We start from the raw sequence: 14,621 nt of genomic DNA on the forward strand, positions 1-14,621 counted from the left end.
ACGACACTGGAGCCCGCCATGGCCATCGAGGTCCGCATCCCCACCATCCTCCGCACCTACACCGACGGCGAGAAGGCCGTCACGGGCGAAGGCAGCACCCTGGCCGACCTGTTCGCGGACCTGGAAACCCGCCACAAGGGCATCCAGGAGCGCATCGTCGACGACACGAAGGGCGGCGAGCTGCGCCGCTTCGTGAACGTCTACCTCAACGACGAGGACGTCCGCTTCCTGGACGGCATCTCCACCGCGCTCAAGGACGGCGACAGCGTCACCATCCTCCCGGCCGTGGCCGGCGGATCGAAGTAATGCGCTACGACTCCCCCCTCGCCGCGGTCGGGAACACCCCGCTCGTCAGGCTGCCCCGGCTCTCGCCCTCCGACGAGGTACGGATCTGGGCGAAGCTGGAGGACCGCAACCCCACCGGCTCGATCAAGGACCGCCCCGCGCTCCACATGGTCGAGCAGGCGGAGAAGGACGGCCGCCTGTTCCCCGGCTGCACCATCCTGGAGCCCACCTCCGGCAACACGGGCATCTCGCTCGCGATGGCCGCGAAGCTCAAGGGCTACCGGATCGTGTGCGTGATGCCGGAGAACACCAGCCAGGAGCGCCGGGACCTGCTGACGATGTGGGGAGCCGAGATCATCCCGTCCCCGGCGGCGGGCGGCTCGAACACCGCGGTCCGGGTGGCCAAGGAACTCGCGGCCGAACACCCCGACTGGGTGATGCTCTACCAGTACGGCAACCCGGACAACGCGGGCGCGCACTACGCCACGACCGGCCCGGAGATCCTGCGCGACCTGCCGTCCGTGACCCACTTCGTGGCCGGCCTCGGCACGACGGGCACGCTGATGGGCGTCGGCCGCTACCTGCGCGAGCACGTGCCCGGCGTCAAGATCGTCGCCGCCGAGCCGCGCTACGACGACCTCGTGTACGGCCTGCGCAACCTGGACGAGGGCTTCGTCCCGGAGCTCTACGACGCCTCGGTGCTCACCACCCGCTTCTCGGTGGGATCGGCGGACGCGGTCACCCGCACCCGCGAACTCCTGCGCGAAGAGGGCATCTTCGCCGGCGTCTCCACGGGCGCGGCCCTCCACGCGGCCATCGGCGTCGGCCGCAAGGCGGTGGCCGCGGGCGAACGGGCGGACATCGTGTTCGTGGTGGCCGACGGGGGCTGGAAGTACCTCTCGACGGGCGTCTACACGGCGGCGACGACGGAAGAGGCCATCGAGGTCCTCCAGGGCCAACTCTGGGCCTGATCCCGGCCGGGCCCGCCACAGCCCCGCCGGCATGCGGGGCGCGGGCCTTCCAGCCCCGCCGGCGTGCGGGGCGCGGGCCTTCCGGCCCCGCCGGCGTTCGAGGCGCGGGTCCGGGCGGAGCCCGGTTTCGGGGCGGGGGTGCGGGCGCCGGGGGAGAGGCCCCGCGCAGCGACCCCCGCCCCGCGCGGCAGCCCGACCGCCCCGCCGGCCCCCGCACCGCCCCGGCGCCCGCGCCCCCGCCCCGCTCACCGCGCCAGCAGCTCCGCCAGCACCGCCGCGTGGCTGCCCTCCGGGTCCTTGACCGCCGTCAGCAGCGTCAAACGCCCCGCCGCGGCCAGCCCCCGCAGCCGCTCCAGCTCCGCCACCGCCTGAGGCTCCGCCAGCTCCGCCTCGTACCGGGCCCGGAACTCCCGCTCCGTTCCCCCGCCCCCGTGGTACCACTTGCGCAGCTCCGCCGAGGGCGTCACCGCCTTCGGCCACTCGTCCACCGCCGCCTCGGCCTTCGCCAGCCCCCGCGGCCAGAGCCGGTCCACGAGGACCCGTACCCCGTCGCCGTCCGCCCCCGGCTCCGGGGGATCGTAGACCCGCCGCACCCTGATCACCGGCTTGCTCACCCGTAGCCTCCGCCCAGCCCTTTGACCTCGTCCCACACCGTCGGGTCCAGCATGCCCAGCCGCCTGTCGAAGTCGGCCGACGCCACCTCCGCGGGCCGGTCCGCCTCCAGGTAACCCGTCCGCCCCGGCCGCCCGCCGACCCCCGGTGGCAACGGGATCACCCCCGCGCGCCGGTCGTCGTACTTCCCCGTGATCCACGCGACCCGCGCCCGCCCCCGCGCCCCCACCGCCAGCACCAGACACGACCGCCCGTCCGCCAGGCACCACAGCTCGCCCGGCCGCACCCGGCCCGCCGCCCCCGGCGCACGCCGCCGCGCCGCACCCCGTACACCCGGCCGGGGCAGCAGCACCAGCGCCACGACGGCGACCACCGCCACCGCGGCGGGCCACCACGACGTGTCCATAACCCGACCGTAGCCGCGGCCCCCGCCCCCGGCGCGGCAACGCCCGTGCCCCGTGTCGCTCCCCCGGGTGACAGCACAGGTGATTCCCCCCACAACGGCCCGCCGCGGAGGAGCGACCGGACGTTTCGCGCCTTACGCTCGACCCACGCTCGGCCCGCATTCCGTCCACGGACCGTCCACGGAGGTTCACGCTCCATGAAGCTCACCGTCGTCGGCTGCTCGGGGTCGTTCCCGTCCGCGGAATCGGCATGTTCGAGCTACCTCGTCGAGGCCGACGGCTTCCGGCTGCTCCTCGACATGGGCAACGGCGCCCTCGGCGCGCTCCAGCGCCACATCGGTCTCTACGACCTCGACGCGATCTTCCTGAGCCACCTGCACGCCGACCACTGCATCGACATGTGCGCGTACTTCGTGGCCCGCTACTACCGGCACGAGGGCGGCCGCTGCGGCACCATCCCCGTCTACGGACCGGAGGGCGCCGAGCAGCGGCTGACGGCGGCGTACGACGACGTTCCCGATGCGCGCTCGATGAGCGAGGTCTTCGACTTCCGGACCCTCAAGTCCGGCGCCTTCGAGATCGGCCCGTTCCAGGTCCGCACGGAGCGGGTGTGCCACCCCGTCGAGTCGTACGCCATCCGCGTCGAGCACGGCGGCCGCTCGCTCACGTACTCCGGGGACACCGGCGTCTGCCCGGAGCTGGCCACACTGGCCGCCGGATCCGACCTGTTCCTGTGCGAGGCCTCCTTCACGCACGGCAAGGAGGACATCCCGGACCTCCACCTCAACGGCCGCGAGGCGGGCCAGTACGCGGCCGGCGCCGGAGCGGGCCGGCTGGTCCTGACCCACGTCCCGCCGTGGACGGACGCCGCCCGCAACCTCGCCGACGCCCGCGCGGTCTACGACGGCCGGGTCGACCTCGCGCAGCCCGGCGCGGTCTACGAGGTCTGACGCCCCGACGGCACACGATGAAGCCCCCGCCCTCCCTTTCGGGAAGTGCGGGGGCTTCGTCGTGCACGGGGACCGCGGGGCCTACTTGGCCTCGGCCTTCGCCAGTTCGGCGAGCTCCTCGTCGGACTCGCGGCCCGGCGTGGGGAGGTTGAACTTCGTGATCGCGAAGCGGAAGACGAAGTAGTAGATCGCCGCGAAGACGAGTCCGACCGGGATGATGTACAGCGGGTTGGTCGCCTTGTTCCACCCCAGGCCCAGGTCGATCAGGCCGGCCGAGAAGGTGAACCCGGCATGGATGCCGAGCGCCCAGGTGACGGCCATGGAGATGGCGGTCAGGACGGCGTGGATCGCGTACAGCAGCGGCGCGATGAACATGAACGAGAACTCGATGGGCTCGGTGACACCCGTGACGAACGAGGTGAGGGCGAGCGAGACCATCATGCCGGTGACCGCCTTGCGGCGCTCCGGGCGGGCGCAGTGCGCGATGGCCAGTGCCGCGGCCGGCAGGCCGAACATCATGATGGGGAAGAACCCGGTCATGAAGAGGCCGGCGTCCGGGTCACCGGCGAAGAACCGGTTCAGGTCGCCGTGGACGACCTCGCCGGCGGCGTTGGTGAAGTCACCGATCTGGAACCAGGCGACGGTGTTGACGAACTGGTGCATGCCGATCGGGATCAGGCCGCGGTTGATCAGGCCGAACAGGCCGGCGCCGCCGGAGCCCAGGCCGGTCATCCACTCGCCGAAGCTGGAGATGACCTCGCCGATCGGCTCCCAGACCAGGCCGAAGAAGACACCGGCGATGACGCCGACGAACGCCATGATGATCGGGACGAGACGGCGGCCGTTGAAGAAGCCGAGCCAGTCCACCAGCTTCGTGCGGTGGTAGCGCTGCCACAGGACCGCGGCGAGCAGACCCATGATGATGCCGCCGAGGACGCCCGGGTTGTTGTACGTCGCGGCGACGTCGACACCCTTGTTCTCGGTGGTGTTGATGACGGCCTCGGTCACCGGGAAGGCAGTGAGGACGTTCTTGTAGACCAGGAAACCGACCAGCGCGGCGAGCGCGGTGGAGCCGTCGGCCTTCTTGGCGAAGCCGATGGCGACACCGATGCAGAAGAGCAGCGGCAGGTTGGTGAAGACGGCGTCACCGGCGGTGGCGAACACCGTGGCGACCTTGCCCCAGCCGAGGCCGTCCTTGCCGAAGACGTCGGGCTGGCCGAGGCGCAGCAGGATGCCGGCGGCGGGCAGGACGGCGATGGGCAGCTGGAGGCTGCGGCCGACCTTCTGCAGACCCTGGATCAGGCCGGCGCCCCGCTTCTTGGCGGGCGGCGCCGCGGCGTCAGTAGCCGTACTCATAACTTCCTCCGGGGAGCAAGGCGCCGCCTAGGGGTGAACCACGGGGGACGGCGACGTCTCGAAAAGGGGGCACACGCCGCCGGGGGGAAGCGGTCGTGGTCTACACCAATGCATGGTGTAGACCAGTTGTAACACGGTCGGGGTTAGATAAGGAACCTTCAATTTTTTGTTGTAGGAACCACGCTCCCGGCGGGCAGCGAAAAGCCCCCGACTCCGTGGAGCCGGGGGCCTTTCACGCGCCGGAGCGGAGGATGGAACGGCCGGCCTCGGGGTGCCTCAGGCCTTGGTGGTCTCCCCTTGCATCGCCTCGATCTCCTCGTCCGACTCCCGACCCGGGGTGGGGAGGTCGAACTTGGTGATCGCGAACCGGAAGATCGCGTAATAGACCACCGCGAAACCCAGGCCGATCGGGATGATCAGCCACGGCTTGGTCGCCAACCCCCAGTTGATGACGTAGTCGATCAGGCCCGCCGAGAAGCTGAACCCGTCGTGGACCCCGAGCGCCCACGTCACCGCCATCGACACCCCCGTCAGCACCGCGTGGATCGCGTACAGGGCCGGCGCGACGAACAGGAACGAGTACTCCAGCGGCTCCGTGATCCCGGTGACGAACGAGGTCAGCGCCACCGACAGCATCAGGCCCCCCACCTCCTTGCGCCGCCGCGGCTTCGCGCAGTGCGTGATCGCCAGCGCCGCCGCGGGCAGGGCGAACATCATGATCGGGAAGAAGCCGGAGAGGAACAGGCCGGCGTGCGGGTCGCCCGCCAGGAACATGTTGATGTCACCGTGCACGACCACCCCGTCCGGCTTGGTGAAGCTGCCGAACTGGAACCACACCGGCACGTTCAGGAACTGGTGCAGCCCGATCACCAACAGCGCGCGGTTCGCGACGCCGAAGATGCCCGCACCCCACGACCCCAGTCCCACCAACCAGTCCGAGAAGCTCTCCAGCGCGTCACCGACCGGCGGCCAGACCCACAGGCACAGCACGGCGAACCCGATCGCGACGAACGACATGACGATCGGGACGAGACGGCGGCCGTTGAAGAAGCCGAGCCAGTCCACCAGCTTCACCCGGTGGAAGCGCTGCCAGAACCAGGCCGCCAACAACCCCATCACGATGCCGCCGAACACCCCCGGGTTCTGGTACGTGTACCCGGCGAAGGTGTCCGTCGACGTCAGGCAGCCGCCCCCGATGTCCTTCGTCCCCTGCGGACAGGGCTTGTGGAAGGCGTGCAGCACCCCGCGGTAGACGAGGAACCCCGCCACCGCCGCCAGCGCCGTCGAACCGTCCGCCTTCTTGGCCATCCCGATCGCGACACCCACGCAGAAGAGCAGCGGGAGGCCCAGGTCCGGATCCAGCAGCGCGCCACCCGCGCCCGCCATGACGTTGGCGACGTCAGTCCAGTCCAGCCCGTCGGCGCCGAACACGTCGGGCTGGCCGAGCCGGGTGAGGATGCCCGCCGCCGGCAGGACGGCGATCGGCAGCTGGAGACTGCGCCCCATCTTCTGCAGCCCCTGGAACAAGCCGCTCCACCACTGGGGTCGCGGCCCGGCTGCGGCGCTGTTCACGCTCATCGGCGTCCTCCCTGACCGGCCCGTTTTGGTAGGTGCGTCGCATACGGCACACTGGTGTAGACCACTCGTCGCAGGGTCACGTGCACCGGCCCGCAAGGCGGGTGGATGTTGATCGTTATCATTCGGCAGGTGCCGGGCACGCGCTCGCATAGATGGGCCAACCGTGAGTTACCGTGACAAAGCGGACCTCCGGGTGGGCGAACCAGGCATCCGGCCGCCGAGACTCGTTCTTCGTCACACGCAGGGAGACACACATGGCCACCAAGGCTGAGAAGATCGTCGCCGGGCTCGGCGGTATCGAAAACATCGAAGAAGTCGAAGGCTGCATCACCCGCCTGCGCACCGAAGTCATCGACCCGAGCAAGGTCGACGAAGCCGCCCTCAAGGCCGCCGGCGCCCACGGCGTCGTCAAGATGGGCACCGCGATCCAGGTCGTCATCGGCACCGACGCCGACCCCATCGCCGCCGACATCGAAGACATGATGTGAGCTGAGCCCGCCCGCTCACCCGCTCTCCCCGCAGGCAGCACGGCAGACCCCGTACCGGAACCACCCGGACGGGGTCTTCCCGTACCCCCGCACCGACTAGGCTCGACAGCATGTCTCGCATCGACGGCCGCACGCCCGAACAGCTCCGCCCGGTCACCATCGAACGCGGATGGAGCAAGCACGCCGAGGGCTCCGTCCTCATCTCCTTCGGAGACACCAAGGTCTTCTGCACCGCCTCCTTCAGCGAAGGCGTCCCCCGCTGGCGCAAGGGCAGCGGCGAAGGCTGGGTCACCTCCGAGTACTCGATGCTGCCCCGCTCCACCAACACCCGCGGCGACCGCGAATCCGTCCGCGGCAAGATCGGCGGCCGCACCCACGAGATCTCCCGCCTCATCGGCCGCTCCCTGCGCGCCGTCATCGACTACAAGGCCCTCGGCGAAAACACCATCGTCCTGGACTGCGACGTCCTCCAGGCCGACGGCGGCACCCGCACCGCCGCCATCACCGGCGCCTACGTCGCCCTCGCCGACGCCGTCGCCTGGGGCCAGAAGAAGAAGCTGATCAAGGCCGGCCGCAAGCCCCTCACCGGAACCGTCGCCGCCGTCAGCGTCGGCATCGTCGACGGCGAACCCCTCCTCGACCTCTGCTACGAGGAAGACGTCCGCGCCGAAACCGACATGAACGTCGTCTGCACCGGCGACGGCCGCTTCGTCGAGGTCCAGGGCACCGCCGAAGGCGAGCCCTTCGACCGCAAGGAACTCAACGCCCTCCTCGACCTCGCCGCCGGCGGCTGCGCCGACCTCCAGGCGCTCCAGCTCAGCGCCCTGGACCTGGCCGCCTCCTAGAGCGGCGAGGCCCGCGCGGCCCGGGCGGCCCTGCCGGCTCACCCCGGGGCAACCGCCGGGCCGGGCCCGGCGTCTACGCCGGTACGGGCGCACGGTGTCGAAGCCGTGCGCCCGTCCACGTACCCGAGCACCTGCATCTGAACCTGCACCTGCACCGAGCCCGAGCCCCTGGGGGACCCGAATGAAGCCCATGCACCGCGCTGCGGCCCTCGCCGTCGCAGCCGCCCTGGCCGTCCCGGCGCTCTCCGCCTGCGACACCCTCAACACCGCGATGGACTGCGCCAACACCGCCGTGGCCATAACCGACGGTGCCAACGACCTCCAGCAAGCCGTCTCCCAGGCCGGCAACAGCCCGCAGGACGCGCAGAACGCCCTCAACCAGATCGAGACGAGCCTCAAGAAGATCGGCGACCAGACGGACAACGCGGACCTGGGCAAGGCCATCGCCTCCATGAAGACGGCCGTCACGAACGTCCGCACCTCCATCGAGAACGGCAACGCCACCCCGGACATCACCCCGGTCGGCAACGCTGCCGAGGAGATCTCCAAGGTCTGCACCCCCGGCTGACCGCCCCCTCCGGCTGCCCGGCCCCCGGCTGACCGCCCACCGGAGGGCGGCCGCGCGGGGCCCTGGTCGATACTCGGCCGCACGGGCCCTGGTCGGTACTCGGCTGCGCGGGGCCCTGGTCGATACTCGGCCGCACGGGGCCCTGGTCGATACTGGTCGGCATGACCCGCCTGATCCTCGCCACCCGCAATGCGGGCAAAGTCGCCGAACTCCGCGCCATCCTGTCCGACGCCGGCCTGCCGCACGAACTGGTCGGCGCGGACGCGTACCCCGAGATCCCGGACGTCAAGGAAACCGGCGTCACCTTCGCCGAGAACGCCCTCCTCAAGGCCCACGCCTTGGCCCGCGCCACCGGCCTGCCCGCCATCGCCGACGACTCCGGCCTGTGCGTCGACGTCCTGGGCGGCGCCCCCGGCATCTTCTCCGCCCGCTGGGCCGGCAGCCACGGCGACGACAAGGCCAACCTGGACCTCCTGCTGGCCCAGCTCTCCGACATCGACGCCCCCCACCGCGGCGCCCACTTCGCCTGCGCGGCCGCCCTCGCCCTCCCGGACGGCACGGAGCGCGTCGTGGAAGGCCGCCTGCGCGGCACCCTCCGCCACACCCCGTCGGGCACGGGCGGCTTCGGCTACGACCCGATCCTCCAGCCGGACGGCGAAACCCGCACCTGCGCGGAACTCACCCCGGCGGAGAAGAACGCCATCTCCCACCGCGGCCACGCCTTCCGCGCCCTGGTCCCGTTCATCCGCGCCCTGACGACCTGATGGCCTGACGACCCGACGGCCACCGCAATGCAGAAGGCCCCGTACGCGGCGTGCGCGTACGGGGCCTTTCGGTGCGTGCGGTTGGGGGGACTCGAACCCCCACGGGTTTTACCCCACTGGGACCTAAACCCAGCGTGACTGCCAATTCCACCACAACCGCGACATTGCGCTCAATTCGGACATCCAGCCTGAGCGACTGGGCTCAGTCTACGGCCGCCCGGCCTCGCGGGGCGACGGAGTTGCTCCGCGGTTTGCGGCACCACGTGTCAGTGAGCGCATGGCAATTCGGGCACAGGTAGCGGAGGTTCTCGCGGCGGTTGTCGAGCCAGTCCCCGCTGACGTGGTCGATCTGCAAAGTGAGCGAGCGGCCCAGCCACTCGCCGGGGTTCCCGCACCCGGCGCACGCGTAGGGAACGCCGACCTGCTGCAGTGCCGAGTGGAGCCGGGCGCGATTGATCCTGGCAGACCCCTCCGGTTGCAGGGTGAGAACACCGGGGGCAACGGCCTTCGGCGCCACCGCCCGCGCGGCGGCCCAGGGCCGCCGCGCGAAGTGAGAGACGTCCAGTCCGAGCTGGGTCACGCGCCGCCGAACGCGCCGGCGGTTCACCTCGGTGAAGTCCAGTGCGAGCGCGCGCAGGAGGTCCGCGTAGCTGGTGGCACCGGGGACAGCCGCGCGAAGCGCTTCCTCCGGCACGGCCGACCGGGCGTTGCGGAAGTGAGAGGTGTCGATTCCGTGCCTCCTGAGTGCCTTCCCGAGCGCCGCGCGGGACCGGCCGTCGTCGGGCATCTCCAGGGCGCGGGCCGTGCCTCGAACGCTGTCGGAGGAAGCGGCGGCGGCGGCAAGCTCCTCAGGGCTGAACGGAAGCCCGACGGAGCCCTGCCCCATGCCGCCGAAGTGGCTCGTGTCGATGTCCGCCGCCGCCATGCGGCGGGCGAGGTGGGACAGCGTCCCCGTGGCCGGCCGGGCACCGAGTTCCAGGGCCACCTCGCGCAGGTGGTCGAGGCGGCCGCAACAGCGGCGATGACCTCGTCCGAGTACGTGCGCCACGGACCGCGCTTCGCGAAGTGGCTGGTGTCGATCCCGTGGCCCGTCACCTTCGCCTGCAGCACCCGGCGTTGGCCGCCGCTGACGGTGCGGCCGAGGCGCCGTATCAGGTCGGCCCAGCCGGTGGATGCGGCGACGGCGGTCGCCAGCGCGTCCCGCTCGTACGGATCGGTCATCGGCCCCCCGGTCCCGGCCGCTTGTGCGGCTCTCGTACGGAGTAACGGGGGTGCGGCGCAGGTGGTTACGGAGGGTTTCGTGCGATGAGCGGAGCGGCCCGCACCGGGTGGGGCGGGCCGCTCGGGGGAGGGGGCGGGGGTCAGATGCCGAGGTCCTTGATGATCTTGGCTACGTGGCCCGTCGCCTTCACGTTGTAGAGGGCGCGTTCGACCTTGCCCTCCTCGTCGACGATCACCGTCGAGCGGATGACCCCGGTGACCGTCTTGCCGTACAGCTTCTTCTCGCCGAACGCGCCGTACGCCGCCAGGACCTCCTTGGAGGGGTCGCCGACCAGCGTCACCTTCAAGTGCTCCTGCTCGCGGAACTTCGCCAGCTTCTCCGGCTTGTCGGGCGACACGCCGATCACGTCGTAACCCGCCTGGGCCAACACGGCCAGGTTGTCCGTGAAGTCGCACGCCTGCTTGGTGCAGCCCGGCGTCAGGGCGGCCGGGTAGAAGTAGACGATGACCTTGCGGCCCTTGTGGTCGGCGAGCGAGACCTCGTTGCCGTCCGCGTCGGGCAGGGTGAAGGCGGGGGCGGTGTCGCCCGGCTCAAGTCGCTCGCTCATGTCAGCAGTCTCCTCGGGAGGGGATCGGTACGGTCCGAGACTAAGCTGACAGACTGTTCATGGTGGGCCACGCCCCTATGGCCGATCACGACCGGTCACGACGACCGACCACGACGACGACGGAGGCAGCGCGGTGCCGGAAGCCAGGACCCCCGCACAGATCGAGGCGGACATCGTCCGCCGCCGTGAGCAGCTCGCCGAGACGCTCGACGAGATCGGCGTGCGCATGCATCCGAAGACGATCGTCGGGGACGCGAAGGCCAAGGTCGCCTCCAAGATCGACCACACCGCCGGCCGTGCCGTCGTGGCCGTGAACAAGCTGGTCACCGATCTGAAGGACGGTCTGCGCCATGAGGACGGGGCGCCCCGCATCGAGCGGATCGTGCCGGTCGCGCTGGTGGCGACCGGGCTGGTGGGGCTGCTCGTGCTGACGGCGCGCCGCAAGCGCGGATGAGGTGGGTGACCCTGCGGCGTGCCGGCCGGGCAGGGGCGGGTAGGTTCGGGTCGTGAGCGACAACACCACCACCCACGACAAGCTGCCCATCCGCATGCTGCACGACCGTGTGCTCGTACGTTCCGACCTGCCGGAGGGCGAGCGCCGCTCGGGCGGCGGCATCCTGATTCCGGCGACGGCCGCCGTCGGCAAGCGGCTGGCCTGGGCCGAGGTGGTCGCGGTCGGGCAGAACGTGCGCAGTGTCGAGCCGGGCGACCGGGTGCTGTACGACCCGGAGGACCGGGCCGAGGTCGAGGTGCGCGGGGCGACGTACGTGCTGATGCGCGAGCGGGATCTGCACGCCGTGGCCGCGGAGCGGCTGGAGGGGTCGAAGGACTCCACCGGGTTGTACCTGTGACGGCTGACGGATCCGGAGCGGTGCCGGCATCCGGAGCGGTGCCGGCGGCCCCTGAGCGCCGCTGACGGCCCCGGACGGCCGCTGTGCGAACCCCGCAAGGGCCGGTGACCGAGGTCACCGGCCCTTCTGCATGCCCTTTGCTACGGTGGTGGGGAAACCCCGACGAGACGCGCCGTACCGGGTAGCTGGACGCAAAGACGACGCACCCCGTTCCGCTCTCGTTCCGGAGGTGCCCGTCATGGCCTGGGTTCTGCTTCTCGTCGCCGGTCTGCTCGAAGTCGGCTGGTCGATCGGTATGAAGTTCACCGAGGGATTCACCCGGCTCTGGCCCAGCGTGTTCACGGGCGCCGGCATCGTCGCGAGCATGGTGCTGTTGTCGTACGCGGCGAAGACGCTGCCCATCGGTACGGCTTACGGCGTGTGGGTGGGTATCGGCGCGGCCGGTGCGGCGCTGCTCGGGATGGCGGTGCTGGGGGAGCCCGTCACCGCCGCCCGGATCTTCTTCATCTGTCTGCTGCTGGTCGCGGTGGTGGGGTTGAAGGCGACCTCCGGCCACTGACCCGGGCGCGGCCGGGGCTCTTCGAGGCAGCGGGCTATTCGAGGTAGCGCGACGGGGGGCGGGAGCGGCGGCCCGCGTCGATGCCGCCCAGGACTCCGGCGGTGGTGCCCGCGAGGGTCCCGCCCGTGCCGGTTCCCGTGCCCGTGCTCGTGCCCGTTCCCGTGGTGTTTCCGGCGGTGGTGCCGGTGGTGGTTCCGCTGTCGGTGCCGGCGTCGCCCCGGCCGCCGTCCGTGCGGCCGCCGTCGGTCTGCCCGCCCGTGTCCTGGCCCGCCGTGGTTTCGCCGCCGTCCTGTCCGCCCTGGTCCTGTCCGCCCGTGGGGCGCGTGGGACGGTGCGGGCGGCCGGGTCGGCTGGGCGGGACGGGAGGGAGGGGGGTGGTGCCCGGGGGCTGCTCGGGGTTGGTCGGGGTGAAGGGGGGCGGGGAGGGGACCGCGCCCGGCTGGAGTTCCAGGTCGAAGTCGAGGGGGTCGCTGCCGGCCAGGGCCGTCTTCGTGTACTGGGCCCAGATCCTGGCCGGGTACCCGCCGCCGCCGAGGCGGTCTTCGCCCAGTGCCCCGTACAGGGATTCGAGGGCGCCGGTGTCGGGGTCCTGGCCCATCACGGAGACCACCGTGACCAGGTCGGGGGTGTACGCGGCGAACCAGGCGGAGCGGTCGAGTTCCGCGGTGCCGGTCTTGCCCGCCGCCGGGCGGCCGGCCGCGAGGGCGGCGGTGCCGGTGCCGTTGTCGACGACGCTGACCAGCATGGAGGTGGTGGTGTCGGCGGCTTCGCGGCTGACGGCCTGGCGCGGGGCGCGGTCGGGCAGCTGGACGTTCTCGTCGCCCTTGCTGATCTTGTCCACGAGGGTGTACGGGGTGTGGCGGCCGTGATCGGCGAGTGTCGCGTAGGCCTGGGTCATGTCGAGCACGCTGGCTTGGAGGGTGCCGAGCGCCATGGCCGGTCCGGGGTCGAAGTTGGGGGTGTCCTCGGGGATGCCGAGGGCGATGGCGGTCCGCTTGACCTTGTCCGTGCCGACGTCGACGACCATCTGGGCGAACACGGTGTTGACGGAGAGGTCGGTGGCGGTGTTGACGGTGATGTCCCCGTACGACTGCTGGCCCTCGTTCTCGGGCGCGTAGGGGATCCGGGTCCCGATGACGCGGCGTTTGTTGTCGCCGTTGTAGAGGGTGTTGGGGGTGATGCGGCGGCCGTCCTGGGTGCGGGCGTCGTTGTCGACGGCGGACGCGAAGACGAACGGCTTGAAGGTCGAGGCCACTTGGTAGTCGTGCCGGGTGGCGTTGTTGACGTACTGCTTGGTGTAGTCGAGGCCGCCGTACATCGCGACGACCTTTCCGGTGGTGGGGTCGATGGAGGCGCCGCCGGCCCGGACCACCCGGTCGGCCTTGTGGGTCTGCGGGTCGAGTCTGCTGATCAGCTGTGCTTCCGCGGCGGCGACGATGGCGTTCTGGCGGCGCTTGTCGATGGTGGTGGTGATGCGGAAGCCGCCTTCGGAGAGCGTCTTGTCGTCGACGATCTTGTGTTCGACGATGTAGTCCTTGACGGCTTCGACGAGGTAGCCGCGCTGCCCGGAGAGGCCGGCGGCGGGGCGGATCTTCCCGGGTTCGGGGAAGCGGGCGGCCGCGCGTTCGGCGGGGGTCATCCAGCCCTTCTTGACCATGCCGTCGAGGACGTAGTTCCAGCGGGCGAGGGCGCGGCCGCGGCCTTGCGGGTGGGCGACGACGTCGAATGCGCCGGGGGAGTTGAGGAGGGTGGCGAGGTAGGCGCCCTCGGTGGTGGTGAGTTTGCCGACGTCCTTGCCGTAGTAGGCCTGGGCGGCGGCCTGGATGCCGTAGGCGTTGCGGCCGAAGTAGCTGGTGTTCAGGTATCCCTCGAGGATGTAGTCCTTCGACTTCTCGCGTCCGAGTTTGATCGCGATGAAGAATTCCTTGGCTTTGCGCCGGACCGTCTGTTCCTGGCCCAAGTAGTAGTTCTTGACGTACTGCTGGGTGATGGTGGAGCCGGACTGGGTGCCTTTGCCGGCGAGCGTGTTCCAGGCGGCGCGCAGCATCGCCTTCGGGTCCACCGCCCGTTCGGAGTAGAAGTCCCGGTCTTCCGCCGCCAGTACCGTCTCCTGCACCGTTCGGGGGATCTGTGAGAGTGCGACGTTGACGCGGTTGACCTCGCCGTCGCGGGCGAGCTGGGAGCCGTCGGCGTAGAGGTAGAGGTTGGACTGGGCGGTGGCGGTGGCGTTGGCGGGCGGGATGTCGACCAGGAGGTAGCCGGCGATCAGGGCGCCGCCGATCAGCAGGGCGATGAGCAGGATGCCGCCGAGGAGCATGCGCCAGGTGGGGAAGGCCCTGCGCCATCCGGTCCGCTTCCGGTTCCGGTTGCGCCCGGTCTGCGGCTCGGCCGGCGGGCCGGGCGCCTTTTCGGGCGGCGGTCCGGCGTTCGCACCAGGGGTGTCGGGGTCGCGAGGGGTCCAGCCCGGGGGTAGTGACTGGTCGTTCATCTCCGGGGCTCCTCGACGGTGTACGACATATCCGCATCTGTGCCAATGGTGTCTACCTGATAGCCGATGTGCG

17 protein-coding genes, 1 tRNA gene and 1 riboswitch are annotated in these 14,621 nt (G+C 70.9%); of the genes, 10 read left to right on the top strand and 8 right to left on the bottom strand.

Translation table 11 applies throughout. The features are described 5' to 3' along the window. The first annotated feature begins 18 nt into the window (after positions 1 to 18). Both OG861_RS19730 and OG861_RS19735 read left to right on the top strand, forming a co-directional pair. Complete coding sequence (locus OG861_RS19730) at positions 19 to 306, top strand: MoaD/ThiS family protein (RefSeq protein WP_329202215.1); 288 nt, start codon at positions 19 to 21, stop codon at positions 304 to 306. After that, positions 306 to 1,256, top strand: a complete 951-nt coding sequence (locus OG861_RS19735) for a PLP-dependent cysteine synthase family protein (protein WP_329195555.1) — start codon at positions 306 to 308, stop codon at positions 1,254 to 1,256. The genes OG861_RS19730 and OG861_RS19735 overlap by 1 nt, the downstream gene beginning before the upstream one ends. Positions 1,257 to 1,501: 245 nt before the next feature. Here the strand turns inward: OG861_RS19735 and OG861_RS19740 are convergent, their stop codons facing one another. Both OG861_RS19740 and OG861_RS19745 read right to left on the bottom strand, forming a co-directional pair. Then, entirely contained in the window at positions 1,502 to 1,870 is a 369-nt protein-coding gene (locus tag OG861_RS19740) for a DUF488 domain-containing protein (protein ID WP_329195554.1), read from the bottom strand. Then, positions 1,867 to 2,274 (bottom strand): hypothetical protein, encoded by a 408-nt coding sequence (locus OG861_RS19745; protein ID WP_329195552.1) that lies wholly within the window; start codon positions 2,272 to 2,274, stop codon positions 1,867 to 1,869. Before OG861_RS19745 ends, OG861_RS19740 begins: the two co-directional genes overlap by 4 nt. 195 nt (positions 2,275 to 2,469) lie before the next feature. Here OG861_RS19745 and OG861_RS19750 point away from each other — a divergent pair, with 195 nt between their 5' ends. Beyond that, positions 2,470 to 3,222, top strand: a complete 753-nt coding sequence (locus OG861_RS19750) for an MBL fold metallo-hydrolase (RefSeq protein ID WP_329195550.1) — start codon at positions 2,470 to 2,472, stop codon at positions 3,220 to 3,222. 81 nt (positions 3,223 to 3,303) lie between these two features. On the opposite strand, the gene OG861_RS19755 is transcribed toward OG861_RS19750, so the two are convergent. Both OG861_RS19755 and OG861_RS19760 read right to left on the bottom strand, forming a co-directional pair. Further along, a complete protein-coding gene (locus OG861_RS19755; protein ID WP_329195548.1) occupies positions 3,304 to 4,578 on the bottom strand; it encodes a PTS transporter subunit EIIC in 1,275 nt (424 codons plus the stop codon). Positions 4,579 to 4,854: 276 nt separating this feature from the next. Next, positions 4,855 to 6,156: a PTS transporter subunit EIIC gene (locus OG861_RS19760; protein ID WP_329195547.1), complete on the bottom strand. Its 1,302-nt coding sequence runs from the start codon at positions 6,154 to 6,156 to the stop codon at positions 4,855 to 4,857. A gap of 254 nt (positions 6,157 to 6,410) precedes the next feature. Here OG861_RS19760 and OG861_RS19765 point away from each other — a divergent pair, with 254 nt between their 5' ends. The 4 genes from OG861_RS19765 to rdgB all read left to right on the top strand — a co-directional run bounded on the left by OG861_RS19765 (position 6,411) and on the right by rdgB (position 8,821). Next, positions 6,411 to 6,644, top strand: coding sequence for a glucose PTS transporter subunit EIIB (locus OG861_RS19765; protein WP_112449866.1), 234 nt, complete (start codon positions 6,411 to 6,413; stop codon positions 6,642 to 6,644). Between the two features lie 110 nt (positions 6,645 to 6,754). Further along, positions 6,755 to 7,489, top strand: a complete 735-nt coding sequence (gene rph / locus OG861_RS19770) for a ribonuclease PH (RefSeq protein WP_190182629.1) — start codon at positions 6,755 to 6,757, stop codon at positions 7,487 to 7,489. Positions 7,490 to 7,679: 190 nt separating this feature from the next. Continuing rightward, positions 7,680 to 8,057 carry a hypothetical protein gene (locus tag OG861_RS19775; RefSeq protein WP_329195542.1) on the top strand — a complete coding sequence of 126 codons (378 nt, stop codon included), beginning with the start codon at positions 7,680 to 7,682 and terminating at the stop codon, positions 8,055 to 8,057. Positions 8,058 to 8,218: 161 nt separating this feature from the next. Then, a complete protein-coding gene (rdgB, locus tag OG861_RS19780; protein WP_329195540.1) occupies positions 8,219 to 8,821 on the top strand; it encodes an RdgB/HAM1 family non-canonical purine NTP pyrophosphatase in 603 nt (200 codons plus the stop codon). A 76-nt stretch (positions 8,822 to 8,897) separates the two neighbouring features. On the opposite strand, the gene OG861_RS19785 is transcribed toward rdgB, so the two are convergent. The 3 genes from OG861_RS19785 to bcp form a co-directional block, all read right to left on the bottom strand. Beyond that, positions 8,898 to 8,981, bottom strand: a tRNA-Leu gene (locus tag OG861_RS19785). Positions 8,982 to 9,023: 42 nt separating this feature from the next. Further along, a complete protein-coding gene (locus OG861_RS19790) occupies positions 9,024 to 9,869 on the bottom strand; it encodes an HNH endonuclease signature motif containing protein (RefSeq protein WP_329195538.1) in 846 nt (281 codons plus the stop codon). Positions 9,870 to 10,182: 313 nt separating this feature from the next. Continuing rightward, a complete protein-coding gene (gene bcp / locus OG861_RS19795) occupies positions 10,183 to 10,650 on the bottom strand; it encodes a thioredoxin-dependent thiol peroxidase (protein WP_329195536.1) in 468 nt (155 codons plus the stop codon). Positions 10,651 to 10,783: 133 nt separating this feature from the next. Here bcp and OG861_RS19800 point away from each other — a divergent pair, with 133 nt between their 5' ends. The 3 genes from OG861_RS19800 to OG861_RS19810 all read left to right on the top strand — a co-directional run bounded on the left by OG861_RS19800 (position 10,784) and on the right by OG861_RS19810 (position 12,060). Continuing rightward, positions 10,784 to 11,104: a DUF3618 domain-containing protein gene (locus OG861_RS19800; protein WP_329195534.1), complete on the top strand. Its 321-nt coding sequence runs from the start codon at positions 10,784 to 10,786 to the stop codon at positions 11,102 to 11,104. 52 nt (positions 11,105 to 11,156) lie between these two features. Next, complete coding sequence (locus tag OG861_RS19805) at positions 11,157 to 11,501, top strand: GroES family chaperonin (protein WP_329195532.1); 345 nt, start codon at positions 11,157 to 11,159, stop codon at positions 11,499 to 11,501. A gap of 128 nt (positions 11,502 to 11,629) precedes the next feature. Beyond that, positions 11,630 to 11,708, top strand: a riboswitch (guanidine-III (ykkC-III) riboswitch). Positions 11,709 to 11,739: 31 nt separating this feature from the next. Next, positions 11,740 to 12,060, top strand: coding sequence for a DMT family transporter (locus tag OG861_RS19810; RefSeq protein ID WP_329195530.1), 321 nt, complete (start codon positions 11,740 to 11,742; stop codon positions 12,058 to 12,060). Positions 12,061 to 12,094: 34 nt separating this feature from the next. Here the strand turns inward: OG861_RS19810 and OG861_RS19815 are convergent, their stop codons facing one another. Continuing rightward, on the bottom strand, positions 12,095 to 14,548 hold the full coding sequence (locus OG861_RS19815) for a transglycosylase domain-containing protein (RefSeq protein ID WP_329195529.1): 2,454 nt from the start codon (positions 14,546 to 14,548) through the stop codon (positions 12,095 to 12,097). Positions 14,549 to 14,621 lie beyond the last annotated feature (73 nt).

The organism is Streptomyces sp. NBC_00539 (assembly GCF_036346105.1).
Classification (GTDB): domain Bacteria; phylum Actinomycetota; class Actinomycetes; order Streptomycetales; family Streptomycetaceae; genus Streptomyces.